The sequence below is a fragment of the Kineosporia sp. R_H_3 genome, assembly GCF_002198675.1.
GTDB lineage: Bacteria > Actinomycetota > Actinomycetes > Actinomycetales > Kineosporiaceae > R-H-3.
Map to the genome: position 1 here is coordinate 1 of NZ_MWLL01000111.1, position 15,675 is coordinate 15,675.

Annotated in this window: 20 protein-coding genes; 1 reads left to right on the plus strand and 19 read right to left on the minus strand. The window is 75.2% G+C overall.

Annotated features, from left to right (window positions below):
• Positions 1-51: 51 nt before the first annotated feature.
• The 13 genes from ECOMGDLI_RS10650 to ECOMGDLI_RS10710 form a co-directional block, all read right to left on the minus strand.
• Entirely contained in the window at positions 52-405 is a 354-nt protein-coding gene (locus ECOMGDLI_RS10650) for a DUF2516 family protein (RefSeq protein ID WP_088316818.1), read from the minus strand.
• Between the two features lie 128 nt (positions 406-533).
• The gene (locus ECOMGDLI_RS10655; RefSeq protein WP_088316819.1) at positions 534-1,295 is read right to left on the minus strand and encodes a hypothetical protein; all 762 of its coding nucleotides are present in this window, start codon (positions 1,293-1,295) and stop codon (positions 534-536) included.
• A 49-nt stretch (positions 1,296-1,344) separates the two neighbouring features.
• Positions 1,345-2,031, minus strand: a complete 687-nt coding sequence (locus ECOMGDLI_RS10660; RefSeq protein WP_233153398.1) for a helix-turn-helix domain-containing protein — start codon at positions 2,029-2,031, stop codon at positions 1,345-1,347.
• 136 nt (positions 2,032-2,167) lie between these two features.
• Positions 2,168-3,322, minus strand: coding sequence for an FIST signal transduction protein (locus ECOMGDLI_RS10665; RefSeq protein ID WP_088316821.1), 1,155 nt, complete (start codon positions 3,320-3,322; stop codon positions 2,168-2,170).
• Between the two features lie 45 nt (positions 3,323-3,367).
• Entirely contained in the window at positions 3,368-3,580 is a 213-nt protein-coding gene (locus ECOMGDLI_RS10670) for a hypothetical protein (protein WP_143447639.1), read from the minus strand.
• Positions 3,581-3,666: 86 nt separating this feature from the next.
• Positions 3,667-4,503 (minus strand): 3-keto-5-aminohexanoate cleavage protein, encoded by an 837-nt coding sequence (locus tag ECOMGDLI_RS10675; RefSeq protein ID WP_088316823.1) that lies wholly within the window; start codon positions 4,501-4,503, stop codon positions 3,667-3,669.
• 73 nt (positions 4,504-4,576) lie between these two features.
• On the minus strand, positions 4,577-5,749 hold the full coding sequence (locus tag ECOMGDLI_RS10680; protein WP_088316824.1) for a folate-binding protein YgfZ: 1,173 nt from the start codon (positions 5,747-5,749) through the stop codon (positions 4,577-4,579).
• A gap of 1 nt (position 5,750) precedes the next feature.
• On the minus strand, positions 5,751-6,218 hold the full coding sequence (locus tag ECOMGDLI_RS10685) for a Fur family transcriptional regulator (protein WP_088316825.1): 468 nt from the start codon (positions 6,216-6,218) through the stop codon (positions 5,751-5,753).
• 21 nt (positions 6,219-6,239) lie between these two features.
• A complete protein-coding gene (locus ECOMGDLI_RS10690) occupies positions 6,240-6,761 on the minus strand; it encodes an FABP family protein (RefSeq protein WP_088316826.1) in 522 nt (173 codons plus the stop codon).
• Positions 6,762-6,770: 9 nt separating this feature from the next.
• Positions 6,771-7,217: a DUF4395 domain-containing protein gene (locus tag ECOMGDLI_RS10695; RefSeq protein ID WP_088316827.1), complete on the minus strand. Its 447-nt coding sequence runs from the start codon at positions 7,215-7,217 to the stop codon at positions 6,771-6,773.
• On the minus strand, positions 7,214-7,657 hold the full coding sequence (locus tag ECOMGDLI_RS10700) for a thioredoxin family protein (RefSeq protein ID WP_088316828.1): 444 nt from the start codon (positions 7,655-7,657) through the stop codon (positions 7,214-7,216). The genes ECOMGDLI_RS10695 and ECOMGDLI_RS10700 overlap by 4 nt, the downstream gene beginning before the upstream one ends.
• A gap of 152 nt (positions 7,658-7,809) precedes the next feature.
• Positions 7,810-8,544 carry a hypothetical protein gene (locus tag ECOMGDLI_RS10705; protein WP_143447640.1) on the minus strand — a complete coding sequence of 245 codons (735 nt, stop codon included), beginning with the start codon at positions 8,542-8,544 and terminating at the stop codon, positions 7,810-7,812.
• Positions 8,541-9,476 carry an alpha/beta hydrolase gene (locus ECOMGDLI_RS10710; RefSeq protein WP_198954753.1) on the minus strand — a complete coding sequence of 312 codons (936 nt, stop codon included), beginning with the start codon at positions 9,474-9,476 and terminating at the stop codon, positions 8,541-8,543. The genes ECOMGDLI_RS10705 and ECOMGDLI_RS10710 overlap by 4 nt, the downstream gene beginning before the upstream one ends.
• A gap of 321 nt (positions 9,477-9,797) precedes the next feature.
• Here ECOMGDLI_RS10710 and ECOMGDLI_RS10715 point away from each other — a divergent pair, with 321 nt between their 5' ends.
• Positions 9,798-10,514 (plus strand): response regulator transcription factor, encoded by a 717-nt coding sequence (locus ECOMGDLI_RS10715; protein ID WP_088281218.1) that lies wholly within the window; start codon positions 9,798-9,800, stop codon positions 10,512-10,514.
• A 120-nt stretch (positions 10,515-10,634) separates the two neighbouring features.
• Here the strand turns inward: ECOMGDLI_RS10715 and ECOMGDLI_RS10720 are convergent, their stop codons facing one another.
• The 6 genes from ECOMGDLI_RS10720 to mtlA form a co-directional block, all read right to left on the minus strand.
• Positions 10,635-12,377 (minus strand): phosphoenolpyruvate--protein phosphotransferase, encoded by a 1,743-nt coding sequence (locus ECOMGDLI_RS10720; protein WP_088316831.1) that lies wholly within the window; start codon positions 12,375-12,377, stop codon positions 10,635-10,637.
• On the minus strand, positions 12,374-12,670 hold the full coding sequence (locus ECOMGDLI_RS10725; RefSeq protein ID WP_088316832.1) for an HPr family phosphocarrier protein: 297 nt from the start codon (positions 12,668-12,670) through the stop codon (positions 12,374-12,376). Before ECOMGDLI_RS10725 ends, ECOMGDLI_RS10720 begins: the two co-directional genes overlap by 4 nt.
• A 23-nt stretch (positions 12,671-12,693) precedes the next feature.
• Positions 12,694-13,749 (minus strand): zinc-dependent dehydrogenase, encoded by a 1,056-nt coding sequence (locus tag ECOMGDLI_RS10730; RefSeq protein WP_088316833.1) that lies wholly within the window; start codon positions 13,747-13,749, stop codon positions 12,694-12,696.
• Positions 13,746-14,213 carry a PTS sugar transporter subunit IIA gene (locus tag ECOMGDLI_RS10735; protein WP_088316838.1) on the minus strand — a complete coding sequence of 156 codons (468 nt, stop codon included), beginning with the start codon at positions 14,211-14,213 and terminating at the stop codon, positions 13,746-13,748. The genes ECOMGDLI_RS10730 and ECOMGDLI_RS10735 overlap by 4 nt, the downstream gene beginning before the upstream one ends.
• Positions 14,203-14,454, minus strand: coding sequence for a PTS lactose transporter subunit IIB (locus ECOMGDLI_RS10740; RefSeq protein WP_088281238.1), 252 nt, complete (start codon positions 14,452-14,454; stop codon positions 14,203-14,205). The genes ECOMGDLI_RS10735 and ECOMGDLI_RS10740 overlap by 11 nt, the downstream gene beginning before the upstream one ends.
• Before the next feature lie 67 nt (positions 14,455-14,521).
• On the minus strand, positions 14,522-15,625 hold the full coding sequence (gene mtlA, locus ECOMGDLI_RS10745) for a PTS mannitol transporter subunit IICB (RefSeq protein WP_198954755.1): 1,104 nt from the start codon (positions 15,623-15,625) through the stop codon (positions 14,522-14,524).
• Positions 15,626-15,675: the final 50 nt, after the last annotated feature.

Below are 15,675 nucleotides of genomic sequence, written 5' to 3' on the forward strand. Positions count from 1 at the left end.
CCCGTACTGAGGCCGCCGGCGGCGGGGAGGCGGGCACGGGGGCCGGCGGCCTCAGTACGGGCCGTACGGGCCCGAGCGGCCGTTGCCGCCGCGCCCGCGCATCTGCTGGACAGCGGGCCGCACGTCGGTGAGGTAGACGGCCGCCGCGACGACGCCGATGAGCGAGAGGAAGCCCAGCGAGCTGATCATCCCGGCGCCGATCGGCGACGGCAGCGCGATGAAGCCGAAGGCCGTGGCGACCGCGAGGATCGCGACCCAGAAGCCCTTCGTCCGCTTCTCGGCGGCGACGAACGACTCGGGACGGTGCCGCACGGCGTCGACGAGGGCGTAGACCTCGAGGCCGAAGGCCACGACGCTCAGCACGACGACGATGAGCAGCTGCAGGTTGCCGACGATCGAGGTCATGCGACCAGGGTATGCGAGCAGGGCACCCTGCCGCCCGAGGGACGGCAACGACGCGGCGCCCGGTGGCCGAGGCCACCGGGCGCCGTGCTGCCGATCAGTGCTCTTCAGAGCCGCTCGGAGCGGTCAGGTCAGTTGCCGACCTTGTCCGCGCCGGTCTTCGCGGCCTTCTTCGCGGCGGTCGCCGTCTTGCGGGCGCTCGTCGCAGCACCCTTGACGGCGCTGCGGGTGCGCACGGTGCGCTTGCGCGCGGTGGCCGTGGCGGTCTTCGCGGCCTCCTCGGTCGCGACGACGTGGCCCTCGACGACCTTCTCGGCCTCGGCGACGGCCTCGGCCGCCTCCTGGACGCCGATGCCGACCGCGGCGATCGCGGCGGCGGTCGTCGTGTCGACGGCCTTGCGGGCGGTGGTGACGGCGGCCTTGGTGCGGCTCAGCGTGACCTTGCCCTGGGAGATGAGGTCCTGCGTCGCCTTCTGCGACGAGAGCCGGTCGACGAGCTTCTTGCCGCGCTCGGCGAGGTCCTCGTAGCCCTTCTCGACCTTGCCGGCGAGCTCGAGCGCGCGGGAGACCGCGAGCGCGGGGGCCTGCTGGGCCTGGTCGGCGAACGCCTTGGCGTCGAACGCCTCGACGCTGCTCTGGACCTTGGCGCGACGCGCCTCGACGGCGCTCTGGACCTTGGCGAAACGGGCCTCGGCGTCGGCCTGGACCTTGGCGAGCCGCGCCTCGGCGTCGGCCTGGACCTTGGTCAGACGCGCCTCGAGGTCGCCCTGCAGCGCGGTGGCGTTCTTGGCGGCGGCCCGGACACGCTCGACGGTGACGTCGGCGGCGCCGACGACGGCGAGCACGGGGGTGGCCTCGGTGACGGACTTCGGGAGCTGGGTCGTGCGTGCCATGACGGCTTCCTCCTCGGGTGCGTGCGGGTCTCGCACGCGTGGGGTGGTGCTACGGGGTGTCGGTCGGGATGTCGGTCGGTGCGGCCTCGGGGGCCGGTGCGGCGGAGCGCGTGCTCGTGCGCTTGCTGGCGCGCTTGCTCGCGCTGCGCTTGGTGGTGCGCTTGGCGGTACGGCCGCCGGTCGTGACGTCGGGAGCTGCGGCGCCCGCGTCGGTGCCCGGGACGGCGTCCGCGGGAGCGGACGTCGTCGCGACGGCCTTGGCCCGGCGGCGCGGCCGCACGGGCCGCTCGTCGGACGCGGCCGCCGCTGCCTTGCGCGCTGCGCGCTTGGAGGCGGTGGTCGGGACGGACGACGTCGTCCGGGTGCTCGGGCGGCGGCGGGGCACGGACGCCGCGACGTCCTCCGCCGCGGCCCGTGCGTTCTCCGCACGGAACGAGGCGTAGATGTCGAGGAGGACGCGCTTCTGCCGGTCGCTGAGCTCGGGGTCGGAGTGGACGGCCCGGTCGACGCCGATCCGCAGCTCCTCGTCGAGGATGCCCGCACGGACGTACAGCGCCTCGGCGGAGATCCGCAGCCCCTTGGCGATCTGCTGCAGCACCTCGGCGGAGGGGTTGCGCAGGCCGCGCTCGACCTGGCTGAGGTAGGGGTTGCTGACCCCGGCCAGGGAGGCGAGCTGGCGGACCGACAGCCGGGCGCTCTCACGCTGCTCGCGCAGGTAGGCGCCGACGTCGGTCACGCGGTCATGAATGCTTGCCACAGTTCTCATAGTGCTTGCTCCTGCTAGCAGATGCAAACCGTCGGGGGGTGGGGCCTGTCACACGGGCGGCTCCGCGCCGGGCGGGAGCGGTCGCGGCCCGTCCGGACCGGGACCTTCAGCCGAAGACGACGCCCGTGAGGGTCTGGTTGACGTGCCCGAGCCAGGTCTCGCCGTACGTGTGGAACCCGGCGACGGGGATCCCGTCGAACGCCTCGACGAAGGCCGGGGCGGTGTTCTCGGCGTCCATCTGGAGCCGGCGCAGGATGCAGTTGAACATCACCGCACCACCGGCCCGGCCGCCGACCGCGGCGACGGCGTCGCGCACGGCCTCCCGGGTCGCCGTGACGAGGTCGCCCGCGTCGACGACCTCGACGGCCGTGCCGACCGGAACCGCTGCGTAGAAAGCGATCCCGCCGTGGTCGACGACCGCACGGGGGCTGCGCAGCCACGGCTCGCCGTCGATCATCAGACCGAGCGGGTGGCGCATGAACGCGGTCGCGTCGACGCACTCGGTCTCGATGCCGACGGCGTCCGCGTAGGCCTCGACGGCGGACAGGTGGTCGAACTCGAGCACCGTGCGGGAGGAGGCGTCCGTGCGGGTCACCGTGAGCCGGTGCCCGACCGAGGAGAACGCGCAGGACTTGACGACCCGGAACGGCACGCCCGCCTCGAGGACGAGCAGCGCGACCCCGTGCCGGCTGACCGAGCGGCCGACGGCGACCCAGGTGCTCTCGAACCGCAGGTCGTCGCCCGCCGAGCCGCCGACGACGTCGAGCAGCGGGGCCGCGTTGCCGATGCGCTCGTTGACGAGCTCCTCGCTGGCGTGCAGGCCGTCGATGAGGACGAGCGCGAGGTGACGTGCCGGGTCGAGGCCGCGCAGCGGCTCCCCGAGCCGGGCCTCGACGGCCGCCACGGCCGCGTCGGTGCCGGCCGCGACGTCGTCCGACAGCTCGCCGAGGGCGGCCGCCGAGCGCACGACCATCCCCTCGGGGAGCGCGACCGCGGTGAGGCCACCGGTGCCCGAGCCGTCGTCGCTGAACTCCCCCGCCGTCGAGCAGCCGAGGACGCTCGCCCCCGGGAAGGCGTCGGCGAGCGGCCCGGCGAGGTCGGCGGGGTCGTAGGCGCTCGACGCGAACCACAGGACGGCTCCCGCCGTCCTGCCGCCGAGACCGGCGTGCAGCTGCGCCACGAGGGCGCGGACGGCGTCCGGCGCGGGGCCGGTCGCGCGGGCGCTCGCCGCAGCGAGGTCGCGGTGCGTCGCGATGCTCATGTCACTCCTGTCGCGGCCCGCCGGGCGGGCCGATCCGGACGCGGGTCAGAGCGGGAAGCCCAGGTCGGACAGCGCGGCGAGCACCGAGCGGACGACCGCGGCGTCGGCGACCTGCTCCGGCCGGGGGCTGCGCAGGTCCACCCCGGTGCGCAGCGCGACCCGGGTGCAGATCGTCGCGAGCGCGGCGCCGTGCCCGCCGAGGCGGCGCTCCAGCCCCGTGAGGACGTCCACGAGGTCGGCGCCTGCCGCCACTGGCATCACACGCTCCCGCTCCCGGGCCCGCTGCTCGGGCCGATGCCGGATTGTCGGCGCCCCGGGCGGCCGGCTTGAGGTGCGGCGGGCGCTCAGGCGGCGCGGACGGCGAGCAGCTCGCGGGCCTCGGCGGTCGACATCGGCGGCCGCTGCATCTCGGTGGCGAGCCGGCTCGCGCGCTCGACGAGCTCGGCGTTCGACTGCACGACGCGGCCCCGGGCGTAGACGAGGTTGTCCTCCATGCCGACGCGCAGGTGGCCGCCGAGCGCGAGGGCCGCGGCGGCGACCGGCAGGTGCGCGCGACCGATGCCGGTCGCCGACCACGAGGTCACCTCGGCCGGCAGCGCCTGGACCGCCGCGACGAGCGCCTCGACGGTGCCGGGCATGCCGCCGGGGACGCCCATGACGAAGTCGCAGTGCACCCGGCCGCCGAAGGGCAGCCCGCACGTGTCGAGGAGCCGGCGCAGCGCGTGCACCTGGCCGAGGTCGAAGAGCTCGAACTCGGGGACGACCTGCAGGTCCCGGGCCTTCTCGAAGAGGTCCACCATGAACGGCCACGGGTTGAGGAAGACGTCGTCGCCGAAGTTCACCGTGCCGCACGTGAGCGAGCACGAGTCGGGGGCCGCGTCGAGGACGGCGAGCCGCGCCTCGAGCGGGTCCTTGACGCTGCCGCCGGTCGACAGCTGGACGACGAGGGTCGTGCTCTCGCGCAGGGCCGCCACGGTCGCCCGCAGCCGGCCGAGGTCGAGCGTCGGGCGCGCGTCGTCGTCCCGGATGTGCACGTGGATGAGCGCCGCCCCGGCGGCCTGCGCCGCCTTCGCCTCCGCGACGAGCTCGTCGAGCGTCGTCGGGAGCTGGGGGAACTCTGTCTTCGAGAGCTCCGCGCCGGTCGGGGCCACGGTGATGAGCGTCTTCGTCACGACGGACATCGTGCCATCGAACTGTCCGCACACGGAAGATCCTGCGCCCGCCCGGTCGCCAGGCGGGAAATCTTGCTTCCCGTCAGGGCCGGACGACGACCTCCTGGGACGCCGCGAGGCTCCCGGGGTCGGTGTCGGTGCCGTCGCCCGCGTCGGCCGGCGCGCCGTCGGCCCCGGCGAGCGAGACCGCGAGCGTCGCGTCGACGGCCAGCGAGCGCTTGACGAGCGCGAGCGCCACCGGCCCGAGCTCGTGGTGACGGGCGGACGTCGTGACGAACCCGACCTGGCGCCCGCCGTGGACGACGGGCGCCCCGGCGGCCGGCAGGGCGTGCTCGGAGCCGTCGAGGTGGAGCAGGACGAGCCGGCGCGGCGGCCGGCCGAGGTTGTGCACCCGCGCGACGGTCTCCTGGCCGCGGTAGCAGCCCTTCTGGAGGTGGACGGCGGTGCGCAGCCAGTCGTCCTCGTGGGGGATCGTCCGGTGGTCGCTCTCGTGGCCCAGGCGCGGGCGCCACGCGGCGACCCGCAGCGCCTCGCTCGCCCACGAGCCGGCGAGCGGGGTGTCCCCGACGACCTCGTCGAGGGCGGCCCGCGGCACGAGGACCTCCCGCCAGGGCCGCTCGAGACCGGGGTGCTCGTCGTCCGGCACGGCCGAGTACGACGCGGACGTCGCCCCGAGCCGGGGCCAGGGGTCCTGCCAGGCGGGCGGTGCGTCGTCCGGCACCCGCAGCCCGGCCGGCAGCGCGGCGCCCGGGGCGACGACGACGCCGAGGACGGCCCAGGCGGCCGTGACGTCGGCGACCTCGACGCGGAGCATGAACTGCATCCGGCGCAGCCAGTCGACGAGCGCCGGCGCCGTCCCCGGCTCGACCGTGACCCAGACGGTGCTGCCGTCGTCGACGACGTGGAGGGCGTGCTCGACGTGGCCGTGCGGGGAGAGGACGAGTGACTCGACGGACTCCCCCGCGGGCAGGCCGGTGAGGGCCTGCGTCGTCAGGGAGTGCAGCCACGAGAGCCGGTCCGGGCCGGTGACCGTGACGACGCCGCGGTGCGACAGGTCGGTCACCGCGGCACCGGTCGCGAGCAGGCGCTGCTCGCGGTTGGGGTCGCCGTAGTGCCACGCGACGCCGGTGTCGGACCCCTCCGCCGGGACGGCGCCGGGCCGGGCGAGCAGCGGGCTCGCGGGTCCGGGGGTCGGTCCGGCGGTCGGTACGGCGGTCGTGCCCGCGCTCTGGTCGGCGCTCGTGTCGGCGGTCATGTCAGTCCTCAGCGTCGGCGGGAGCGCCGTGCTTCCCGCCGGCGGCGAGGCAGTGCGCGCACAGGCCGTCGAGCGACAGGTGCGTGACGTCGGTGCTGAACCCGTAGCGGGTGCGGACCTCGTCCGCGAGCGCGCGGGCCCCGTCGACGTCGGCCTCCTCGACCCCGCCGCAGCGGCGGCAGACGAGGTGGATGTGGTCGGCGTGGCCGACCGCGTGGTACGTCGGCGCCCGGTGGCCGAGGTGGGTGTGCGAGACGACGCCCATCTCCTCGAGCAGGTCCAGGGTGCGGTAGACGGTCGACAGCGACAGGCTCGGGACGACCTCCTGCACCCGCTCCGCGACCTGCTCGGGCGTCCCGTGACCGAGGGCCTGGACGGCGTCGAGGACGAGCCTGCGCTGCGGGGTCATCCGTAGCCCGCGCGAGCGCAGGGCGTCCCCGAGGACGTCCGACCCGCGCTGCGTGACCATCACGTCAGCATAGGCGGGGCGTCAGAGCCGCTTGAGCCGCGCCGAGGCGTGGGACTTCAGCGGCACCCCGACCGCGGCCATGTCCATCGCCCAGAGCAGGTCGCCCTCGACAAGCCCGTAGAGCCGGGTGGCCGCGTTGTACTCCTTGGCGGTCTGCGTCCGGGCGACGAGGTCCGTCTCGAGGGTGATCCGGGGGCCGACCGCGGTACCGACGTAGATCTCGACGAACCCGGTCGGGTGCGCGAGCAGCACCTCGAGCTCGATGCCGGCCTCGCCGTCCTGGGTGACCGCCGCACCGGGGCGCCAGAACCCGGTCTCGGTCGACAGCGGCCGGACCTGCTCGCCGTTCTCGTCGAGCAGCCAGGCCTGCGAGCGGTAGTGCAGGAACGGGCGGCCGTCGTGCCGGAACTCGACCTCCTGACCGAAGCGCAGGTCCTCGGGCATCGTCGGGTAGCCGACGACACCGGCGCCGGCCCAGGTGCCGACGAGCCAGGCGAGCGGGACGAGCGGGGCGGGCAGGTCCGGGTCGATCTGGATGGGCACGCGGCGAGCCTACTGGGCGGCGGCGCGGGGTGCCCTCAGCCGGGCGAGGAGCAGGTAGAGCTCGCAGCCGAGGCAGAGCCCGAACGCCGCGTTGAGGAAGGCCGCGACGAACGCGACGGCGGCCGCGACGACGACGGCTCCCCCGACGCCGAGCAGCGCGAGCACGAGGCCGGCACCGGTCACGACGAGCCCGACGAGCTGGGAGAAGGTCGGCGGGCGGGGGTCCTCGAGCTCGGCGGGCGGTGCGAGCCGGGGCCGGACGAGGGCACGGAAGAGCCATCCGTAGGGCGAGGCACCGATCCCGGCGAACGCCCCGACGGCGAAGACGGCCGTCTGGGCGGCGAGGAGCCAGACGCTCCCGGTGAGCACCGTCACCGCGAGGACGACGGCCGTCACGAGCGCGCCGAAGCGCGGGCCGCGCGGGTCGATGCCGGACGGCGTGGCGGGGGTGGTCATCGGGAGGCTCCCAGGGCGTCGGCGAGCAGGGGCGCCACGGCGGCCCGGGCCTGCGCGGGCGTCATGGCGCCGGAGGTCCGGGTGACGACGCGCCCGGCCGGGTCGAGCACGAGCACGGTCGGGGTCCGGACGACGGACAGCCGGCGGGCCAGGTCGAGACGCTCGGCGGCGTCCACCTCCACGTGCGCGACGCCGTCCAGGCCCGGCACGAGCGCGTCGAGCACCCGTCGGGTCGCGCGGCACGGCGCGCAGACCTCGGAGGAGAACTGGAGGAACGTCGCGCGCTCACCGAGCGGGGCCCCGAGGTCGGCCGCGGCGAGGACGTCACCGGCGACGACGGCCCGGCTGCGGCCGTTGCGCCGCTGCACCCACAGCCCGACGGCGCAGGCGAGGACGAGCGCCGCGAGCAGGGCGGCGAGACGGAGGGTCGGCGAGCTCATACCTGATGAGAACAGTCAACAATGCGCGCGTCATCCCGCCATCCACATCCTGAGACGCGACGCCCACCATTCGTCACGACCCGTCCTCTGGTGTCCGCCGCACCCCACAACGGAGCTTTGGGGTGGACGACCCACCAGAGGTGGCCGGCGGCTCAGCCCGTGACGAGCCGGCTCACCGCGTAGGCGACGGTGCCGACGGCCGAGACCGGGGCCGCTGCGGCGGCGAGCAGCCCGAGCGGGGTCCGGGCGCCGGGCGTCTGCCGGAGCAGCCGGTCGAGCCCGGCCGCGGCCGCGGAGACGACGACGCCGGTGGCCAGCGCCGGGACGAGCCGCACGGGGTCGGTGAACTGGGCGGCGACGACCGCACCGGCGATGCCGGCGACGAACGGGACCCACGCCCCGGGCCAGCCGCGCAGCGGCAGCGCCGTGGCGGCCCGGGCGACGCCGACCGAGACGGCGGCGACGAAGACGGCGGCCCGGCCCAGCGCCGTCCCCGGCAGCAGCACCCAGCCGGCGGCGAGGAGCACGCACACCTGCGCGGCGACGGTGCCGGTGACGGACTCGACGAGGTCCACGCGGCCGTCCCGGCGCAGCAGCTCGTGGGCGAACGCGAGGAGCAGCGACAGCGCGAGGAAGGCCGCGAGCAGGCCGAGCGGCTCGACGTCCGGCAGGAAGGTCGTCACCGCGACGCCCGCCCAGCCGGTGAGGAGCACGAGCAGGGCGCTGCCGTTCGGGTGCGGCAGCCCGAGCAGGACGCCGGACCCGAGGGCGACGACGAGGACGACGAGCCCGACGGCCGCCGCGAGGAGCGGGGGGTTCACGACGCCGGCCAGCCCGACGAGCCCGGCGAGCGCGACGGAGGCCAGCGCGGCGAGGACGGCGGTCACGCGGGCATCCTGGCAGAGCCGGGGCCGGCCCCGGTGCCCTCGTGCGCGGCGGTCCGCGCCCACGCGGCGATCCGGCGCACGAGGTCCGGGCGGGCGGACGCCTCGGCGTGGCCGAACCCCGGCTCGACCCACAGGGTCGCCGTCGGCCCGGCGGCCCGGGCCACCCAGCGGGCGTGGTCGGTCCCGAACCACCCGTCGGCGTCCCCGTGGACGACGAGGAGCGGGGTCGGGGCGATCCGGCCGGCGACGGCGTCCGGCGGCTCGGGGCCCGGGTCCCAGCCGCCGCCGTCCAGCCGGGCCCCGAAGGCGGCCTCGACGACGGCCCGGCCGAACCCGGTCTCGAAGCCGACGTGCGCGCGGCGCATCGGCGCGCTCCCGCGGAAGTGCCAGCGGCCCGGCCCGCTCACCGCGACGACGGCGTCGACCCGGTCGTCGAGGGCGTCGAGCGCGCCCGGCCCGCCGTCGAGCCCGGCCGCGGCGGACCAGGCCGTCCGCAGCGTCCCCGCCGCGTGGAGCACGGCGACCGCGGCGCCCATCGACCAGCCCACGGTGACGACCTGCCGGTAGCCGAGCGCGCGGGCGTGCGCGACCGCGGTGGCGAGGTCGAGCACCTCGAGGTCGCCGACGGTGCAGCGCCCGGTCGACGCGCCGTGCCCACGGAAGTCGAAGGAGACGACGCCGCCGCTGTCCTGCAGCAGCGCGACGACCGCCGCGACGTCGGGGCGGCGCCACGACCCCGTGAAGCCGTGCGCGACGACGAACGCGAGCGCCGGGTCGGCGCCGGCCGACGGCGGGTCGTGCCGCGCGCTGAGCCGCTCGCCGTCCGCGGTGACGAGGACGTCGTCCGGGCCGGTGCGCGCGGCGCGGCGGCCGATGCTGCGGCGGCCGAGGGCGGCGACCAGGGACCGGGCGCTGGCGCGGGCTGCGGGCACGGGGACCATCATCCGGCCCGTCGCGCCCCCGCGCGCGGGGCCCGTCCTGGTCGGTGTCGCGCACGTTCGCAGCACATGACAGAAGTGTTCCCAAACACCCGCTATGACGCGCTGACGACCGTTCTCACAGCGCGTCAGGTGTCGCCGCGGTGTCGCGCACGTCACGAAGTGCTTGCTCGGGCATGCACAAATACGGGGTGTGAACGCTATCCTCGTGCTTTCAGCGTCCCGCAAAGGAGCGGTGTGCTGGCCGGTGGAGCCGGTCGGTGCGCACGCCCCGGCGTTCGCCCCGGATCGGGTGACCTTGCGGAGGAGGCCGTCATGGCCCAGCTGCTGCTCCTGACCAACGCACTCGCTCCTTCGGCCGAGGTGCTTCCCGCCCTCGGCCTGCTGCCCCACCAGGTCCGCGTGCTGCCCGCCGAGGCGGCCGTGCTCGTCGACGCCCCGCCCGCGGACGCGGTCATCGTCGACGGCCGTCGCGACCTCGGCGGCGCCCGCTCGCTGTGCCGCCTGCTGCGCACGACCGGCCTGTCGGCACCGCTCCTGCTCGTCCTCACCGAGGGCGGTATGGCCGCCGTCGCGGCGGACTGGGGCGCGGACGACGTCCTGCTCGACTCCGCCGGCCCGGCCGAGGTCGAGGCCCGGCTCCGGCTGGCCGCCGGCCGCAGCCGCATCGCCGAGGCCGCCCGCGAGCCGGAGACGTCCGAGATCCGCGCCGGCGACGTCGTCGTCGACGAGGTCACCTACAGCGCCAAGGTCCGCGGCCGGCTGCTCGACCTCACCTACAAGGAGTTCGAGCTCCTCAAGTTCCTCGCGCAGCACCCGGGCCGGGTCTTCACCCGCGCCCAGCTGCTCCAGGAGGTCTGGGGCTACGACTACTTCGGCGGCACCCGCACCGTCGACGTCCACGTCCGGCGGCTGCGCGCCAAGCTCGGCCCCGAGCACGAGGCGCTCATCGGCACCGTCCGCAACGTCGGCTACCGCTTCGTCCCGCCGGGCCGCGACCGCGTCGCGGTCGAGGAGACCGTCGACGCGTAGGCGGCACGCCCCCCGTTCCTCCCCGCCCGACCGCTCATGCTCCCGGCACGTACCGCAAACGCGCTCTCGGGAAACGGTTTGCGGTACGTGACGCGAGCATGAGCGGTTGTCGGGCGGGGGTCACAGGCCCAGAGCGGGCAGGTGGGTGAGGAGGGCGCGGGCGGCCGCGCGGGCTTCCGTCGCCGTCCGCACCGTGAGGACGGCGGCCGCGGCCTCGCGGCAGAGGTCGGACGTCGCACCGGCGAGCGCGGCACCGACGTCGGGCAGCGCGGGGGCGCTCATCGACAGGCTCCGGACGCCGAGACCGACGAGCACGCAGGCGAGCGCCGGGTCGGCGGCGGCCTCGCCGCAGACGCCGACCGGGATGCCCGCGCCGTCCGGCCCGAGACCGGCCGCACCGCGGCACGTCGCGGCGACGAGGTGCAGCAGGCCGGGCTGCCACGGGTCGTTGAGGGTCGCGAGGTCGCCGACGAGTCGGTCCGCGGCGAGGGCGTACTGGGTGAGGTCGTTCGTGCCGATGCTCGCGAACGTCACGTTCGCCAGCACCTGCGCCGAGCACAGCGCCGCGGACGGCACCTCGACCATGACGCCGGCCTTCGTGATCCCGTGCGCGGCGCAGCGCGCGACGAAGCCGTCCGCGGCGTCGGCCGTCGACACCATCGGTGCCATCACCCACACGTCGGCGGGTCCGCCCTCCTGCCCGGCGTCCTGCCCGGCGAGGGCACGGGCGACGGCGGCGAGCTGGTCCTCGAGCACCTGCGGGGCGCGCAGCGCGGTCCGTAGGCCGCGGACGCCGAGCGCGGGGTTGGGCTCCTCCCCCATGTCGAGGAACGGCAGCGGCTTGTCCGAGCCGGCGTCGAGCGTGCGCACGACGACGCGGCGGCCCGCGAACGCGGCGAAGACGTCGGCGTAGAGCGCCGCCTGCTCCTCGACCGACGGCGGGTCCGTCCGGTCGAGGAAGGCGAGCTCGGTGCGGAACAGGCCGATGCCCTCGGCCCCCGCGGCCGCAGCGGCCCGTGCGCTCGCACCGTCCGCGACGTTGGCGAGCAACGAGACCCGCAGCCCGTCGGCCGTGCGCCCGGGACCGTCGAGGGTGCGCCGGCGCCCGGAGGCGAGCCGCCGGGCACGGGCCTGCGCCTCGTCGTCCGGGGCCAGGAGCAGGGTGCCCGCGGCCCCGTCGACGAGGACGAGCGTGCCGTCCGTGAGCTCCCCTGCGGTCGCGAGCCGCTCGGCATCGGCGACCGCGACGACCGCCGGCAGGCCGAGCGAGCGGGCGATGATCGCCGTGTGCGAGGTCGGGCCGCCGGAGACGGTGACGAGCGCGAGCACCGACTCCGGTGACAGGGTCGCCGTGTCCGCCGGTGCGAGGTCGTGCGCCAGGAGCACGAACGGTTGCCCCGCAACGGGTTCCGGCACGCCCGGCGCCGGCCGGCCGGTGAGCTCGGCGACGATCCGGTCGCGCACGTCGAGCACGTCCCGGGCGCGCTCGGCGAGGTAGCCGCCGAGCGCCTCGATCATCGCGGCGACCTCCCCGGCAGCCTCCCAGACGGCACGCTCGGCACTGAGCCCGCGCTCGCGGACGTGCCCGGTCGCGGCGTCCTGCAGGGAGGGGTCGGCCGCCATGAGCGCCGTCGCCTCGAGCACGGCGCGCGCGGTGCCGGACGCCGCCTCGGCGCGGGCGTCGAGCGCGGTCTGGACGGCGGTCGTCGCGGCCACGAGCCGCAGGCACTCCGGCTCCCGCTCGTCCATCGCGAGGGGCTGCCCTGCAACGGGTTCGGGGACCGCCCCCGGCATCCACCGGACCGGGCCGACGACGACCCCGGCGCAGACCCCGACCCCCGTCAGGGTCGTCGGCGCGGTCATGCCGTCGGTTCGTCGTGGTCGCGCGCGACGAGCTCGGCGAGCGCGTCGACCGCCGCGGCGGCGCCCTCGCCCTCCGCCGAGAGCACGACGGTCTCGCCGTGCCCGACGCCGAGGGCGAGCACGGCGAGCATGCTGCGGCAGTCGACCTGCTTGCCGTCCGGGCGGGCGAGGGTGACCTTGACGGGCAGGCCGCCCGCGGCCTTGACGAGGAGGGCGGCCGGCCGCGCGTGCAGACCGGTCGCGGCGCCGACCCGCACCTCGCGGGAGACGGTGGTCGCTGTCGTGTCGCTCATGACGGTCCTCTCAGAACTCGATGTCAGGGCTCGATCGTGACCTTGATGGCCTCGCCGCGAGCGACGATGCCGAAGGCGTCGAGGACCCGGTCGAGCGGCAGGGTGTGCGTGATGAGGTCGGAGACGGGGACCTCGCCGGTGGCGATGAGGCGCAGCGCCTCGGCGTTGTCGGCAGGGCTCGACCCGTTGGCGCCGACGATCGTCAGCTCCCGGTAGTGCACGAGGTTGGAGTCGACGGCGATGACGGGCTTGTCCTTGGGCAGGCCGCCGAAGAACGAGACCCGGCCGCCGCGCGCGACCGCGCGCAGCGCCTGCTCCTGGGCCGCGCCCGACGCCGCGGCCGTGATGACGACGTCCGCGCCGGCGCCGTCGGTGAGGCGCAGGACCTCCTCGACGAGGTCGACGGAGGACACGTCGATCGTGTCGTCCGGCTTGACGAGGTCGGCCGCCATCCGCAGCCGGTCCGGCTGCATGTCGGCGAGGACGACACGCGCCGCACCGCGGGCCCGGGCCAGCCTCACGTGCAGGCAGCCGATCGGCCCGGCCCCGACGATGACGACGACGTCCCCGGGCCCGACCCCGGCGAGCCGCTGCCCGTTGAGCACGCACGCGAGCGGCTCGGCGACGGACGCCTCCGCGAAGCCGAGGCCCTCGGGCAGCCGGTTGAGGCCGTCGACCTTGAGCACCTGCTCCGGCACGACGAGGTACTCGGCGAAGCCGCCCTCGTACTGGTACCCGACGCTGGTCTGGTTCTCGCAGACCGCCATCCGGCCCTTGCGGCACTGCCGGCAGTCCCCGCAGGGCACCGCCGCGATGACCTGGACGCGGTCGCCCGCGGCCCAGTCGCCGTACCCGGCCGCCGCGACCTCGGCCCCCACCTCGACGACCTCGCCGGAGATCTCGTGGCCCATGACGCGCGGCGGCGACAGGTTGGGGTGGCCGTTGTTGAGGATCTTGACGTCGGTGCCGCACGTGGAGCAGTTGCGGACCCGGATCCTCACCTCGCGCGGCCCGGCGACGGGCTCCGCGACGTCCTCGAGCCGGACGTCGCCGGGAGCGTAGAAGCGGGCGACCTTCATGGTGATGCCTCCTCGTGGGGCGTGCTGTCGGGCGCGAGGATGGCGAGCACGTCGTCCGCGCTCGTGGCCCCGCGCAGCCGGGCCGCCTGCTCGGGGTCGAGCAGCGTCTCGGCGAGGGCGGACAGGAGCGCCATGTGCTCCTCGCCCGATGCGGCGATCGGCATGCAGACGTGGACGACGCCGTCGCCCCAGTCCACGCCGTCGGGGAACTGGATGAAGCCGAGCGCGGTGCGCCGCACGAGCGCACGCGCCTCGTTGGTGCCGTGCGGGATCGCGAACCCTTCCCCGACGTAGGTCGTCACCATCTCCTCGCGCTCGAGCATCGCGTCCGCGTAGCCCGGCTCGACGGCGCCGATCTCGACGAGGAGGCCCCCCGACCGGCGCAGCGCGTCCGTCTTGTCGACGGCGCGCTGCGCCAGCCGGATGGCATCCGGTGCGAGCACGTCCGGCAGGTCAGCCGGCAAGGCTGCCACCGTCCCGGATGGCCGCCTCGACCCGGTCGAAGGCCGGGTCGCCCATGAACACCTGGAACGGGACGACGACGGCGGCCGGTGCGGTCGCCTTCGCCCGCGCGGCGAGCCCGGAGTGGCAGACGACGACCTGGGCGTCCTGCGGGATCTGCGCGACGGGCGAGTGCGAGACCGTGACCCCGTACTTGCCCAGGCGCTTCTTCAGCTGGGACGTCAGCATGACGCTGCTGCCCATGCCGGCGTCGCAGGCGACGACGACGCTCGTGATGGACTTGCCGTCGATGGCGTTGCTGCTCAAGAGGTCACACCTCCACGGACTGGTCGACCGCGTCGGCGGTCTCGGGCTCGGTGGCCTTCTCGCCGCGGCCGAAGCCGAGGAGGAACGCCGCGAGGACGAACGACACGCCGGTCGCCACGACGATGTCCGCGAGGACCCCGAAGTAGTTGCCCTTCGGCGTGACCGCGAGGTAGGCGAAGATGCTGCCCGGTGCCGGGGTGGCCACGAGGCCGGCGTTGAAGATCGTCGCCGTGAGCAGACCGGCCGCACCGCCGCCGATCGCCGCGATGATGAGGCGCGGCTTCATGAGGATGTACGGGAAGTAGATCTCGTGGATCCCGCCGAGGAAGTGGATGATCATCGCGCCGGGGGCCGTGGCGCGCATGAGGCGCGGGCCGAAGAGCCAGTACGCGATGAGGATCCCCAGGCCCGGGCCGGGGTTCGTCTCGACCATGAAGAGGATCGACTTGCCGGACTCGGCGGCCTCGTTGACCCCGAGCGGGCCGAGCACGCCGTGGTTGATGGCGTTGTTGAGGAAGAGCACCTTCGCCGGCTCGACGAAGATCGACGCCAGCGGCAGCAGGTTGTTCGACACGAGGACGTCGACCCCGTTGCCGAGCGCCTTCGTGATCGCCTCGACGACCGGGCCGATGCCGAAGAAGCCGCCGATGGCGAGGATCGTCGCGCTGATGCCGAGGCTGAAGTTCTCCACGAGCATCTCGAAGCCGACCGGCGTCCGCTCCTGCGTGAAGCCGTCGATCTTCTTGAGCACCCAGGCCGCGAGCGGGCCCATGAACATCGCGCCGAGGAACATCGGGATGTCGGTCCCGACGATGACGCCCATCGTGGCCGCGGCGCCGATGACCGCGCCGCGCTGGCCGTGGATCGCCCGGCCGCCGGTGTAGGCGATGAGGATCGGCAGCAGGTAGGTGATCATCGGCCCGACCATCTTGGCCAGGTCCTCGTTCGGCACCCAGCCGACGGGGATGAACAGGGCCGTGATGAGGCCCCACGCGATGAAGGCGCCGATGTTGGGCATGATCATGCCGGCGAGGAACGCACCGGCCTTCTGGACGCGGGCCTTGAAGCCCGGCCCTTCGAGGTGCTTGAGGTCCTGCAGGTTGCTCACGGAGGCCTCCTTGGACGGGGACGGCGTCGTCCCTCAGGGGGTGGGCGGTT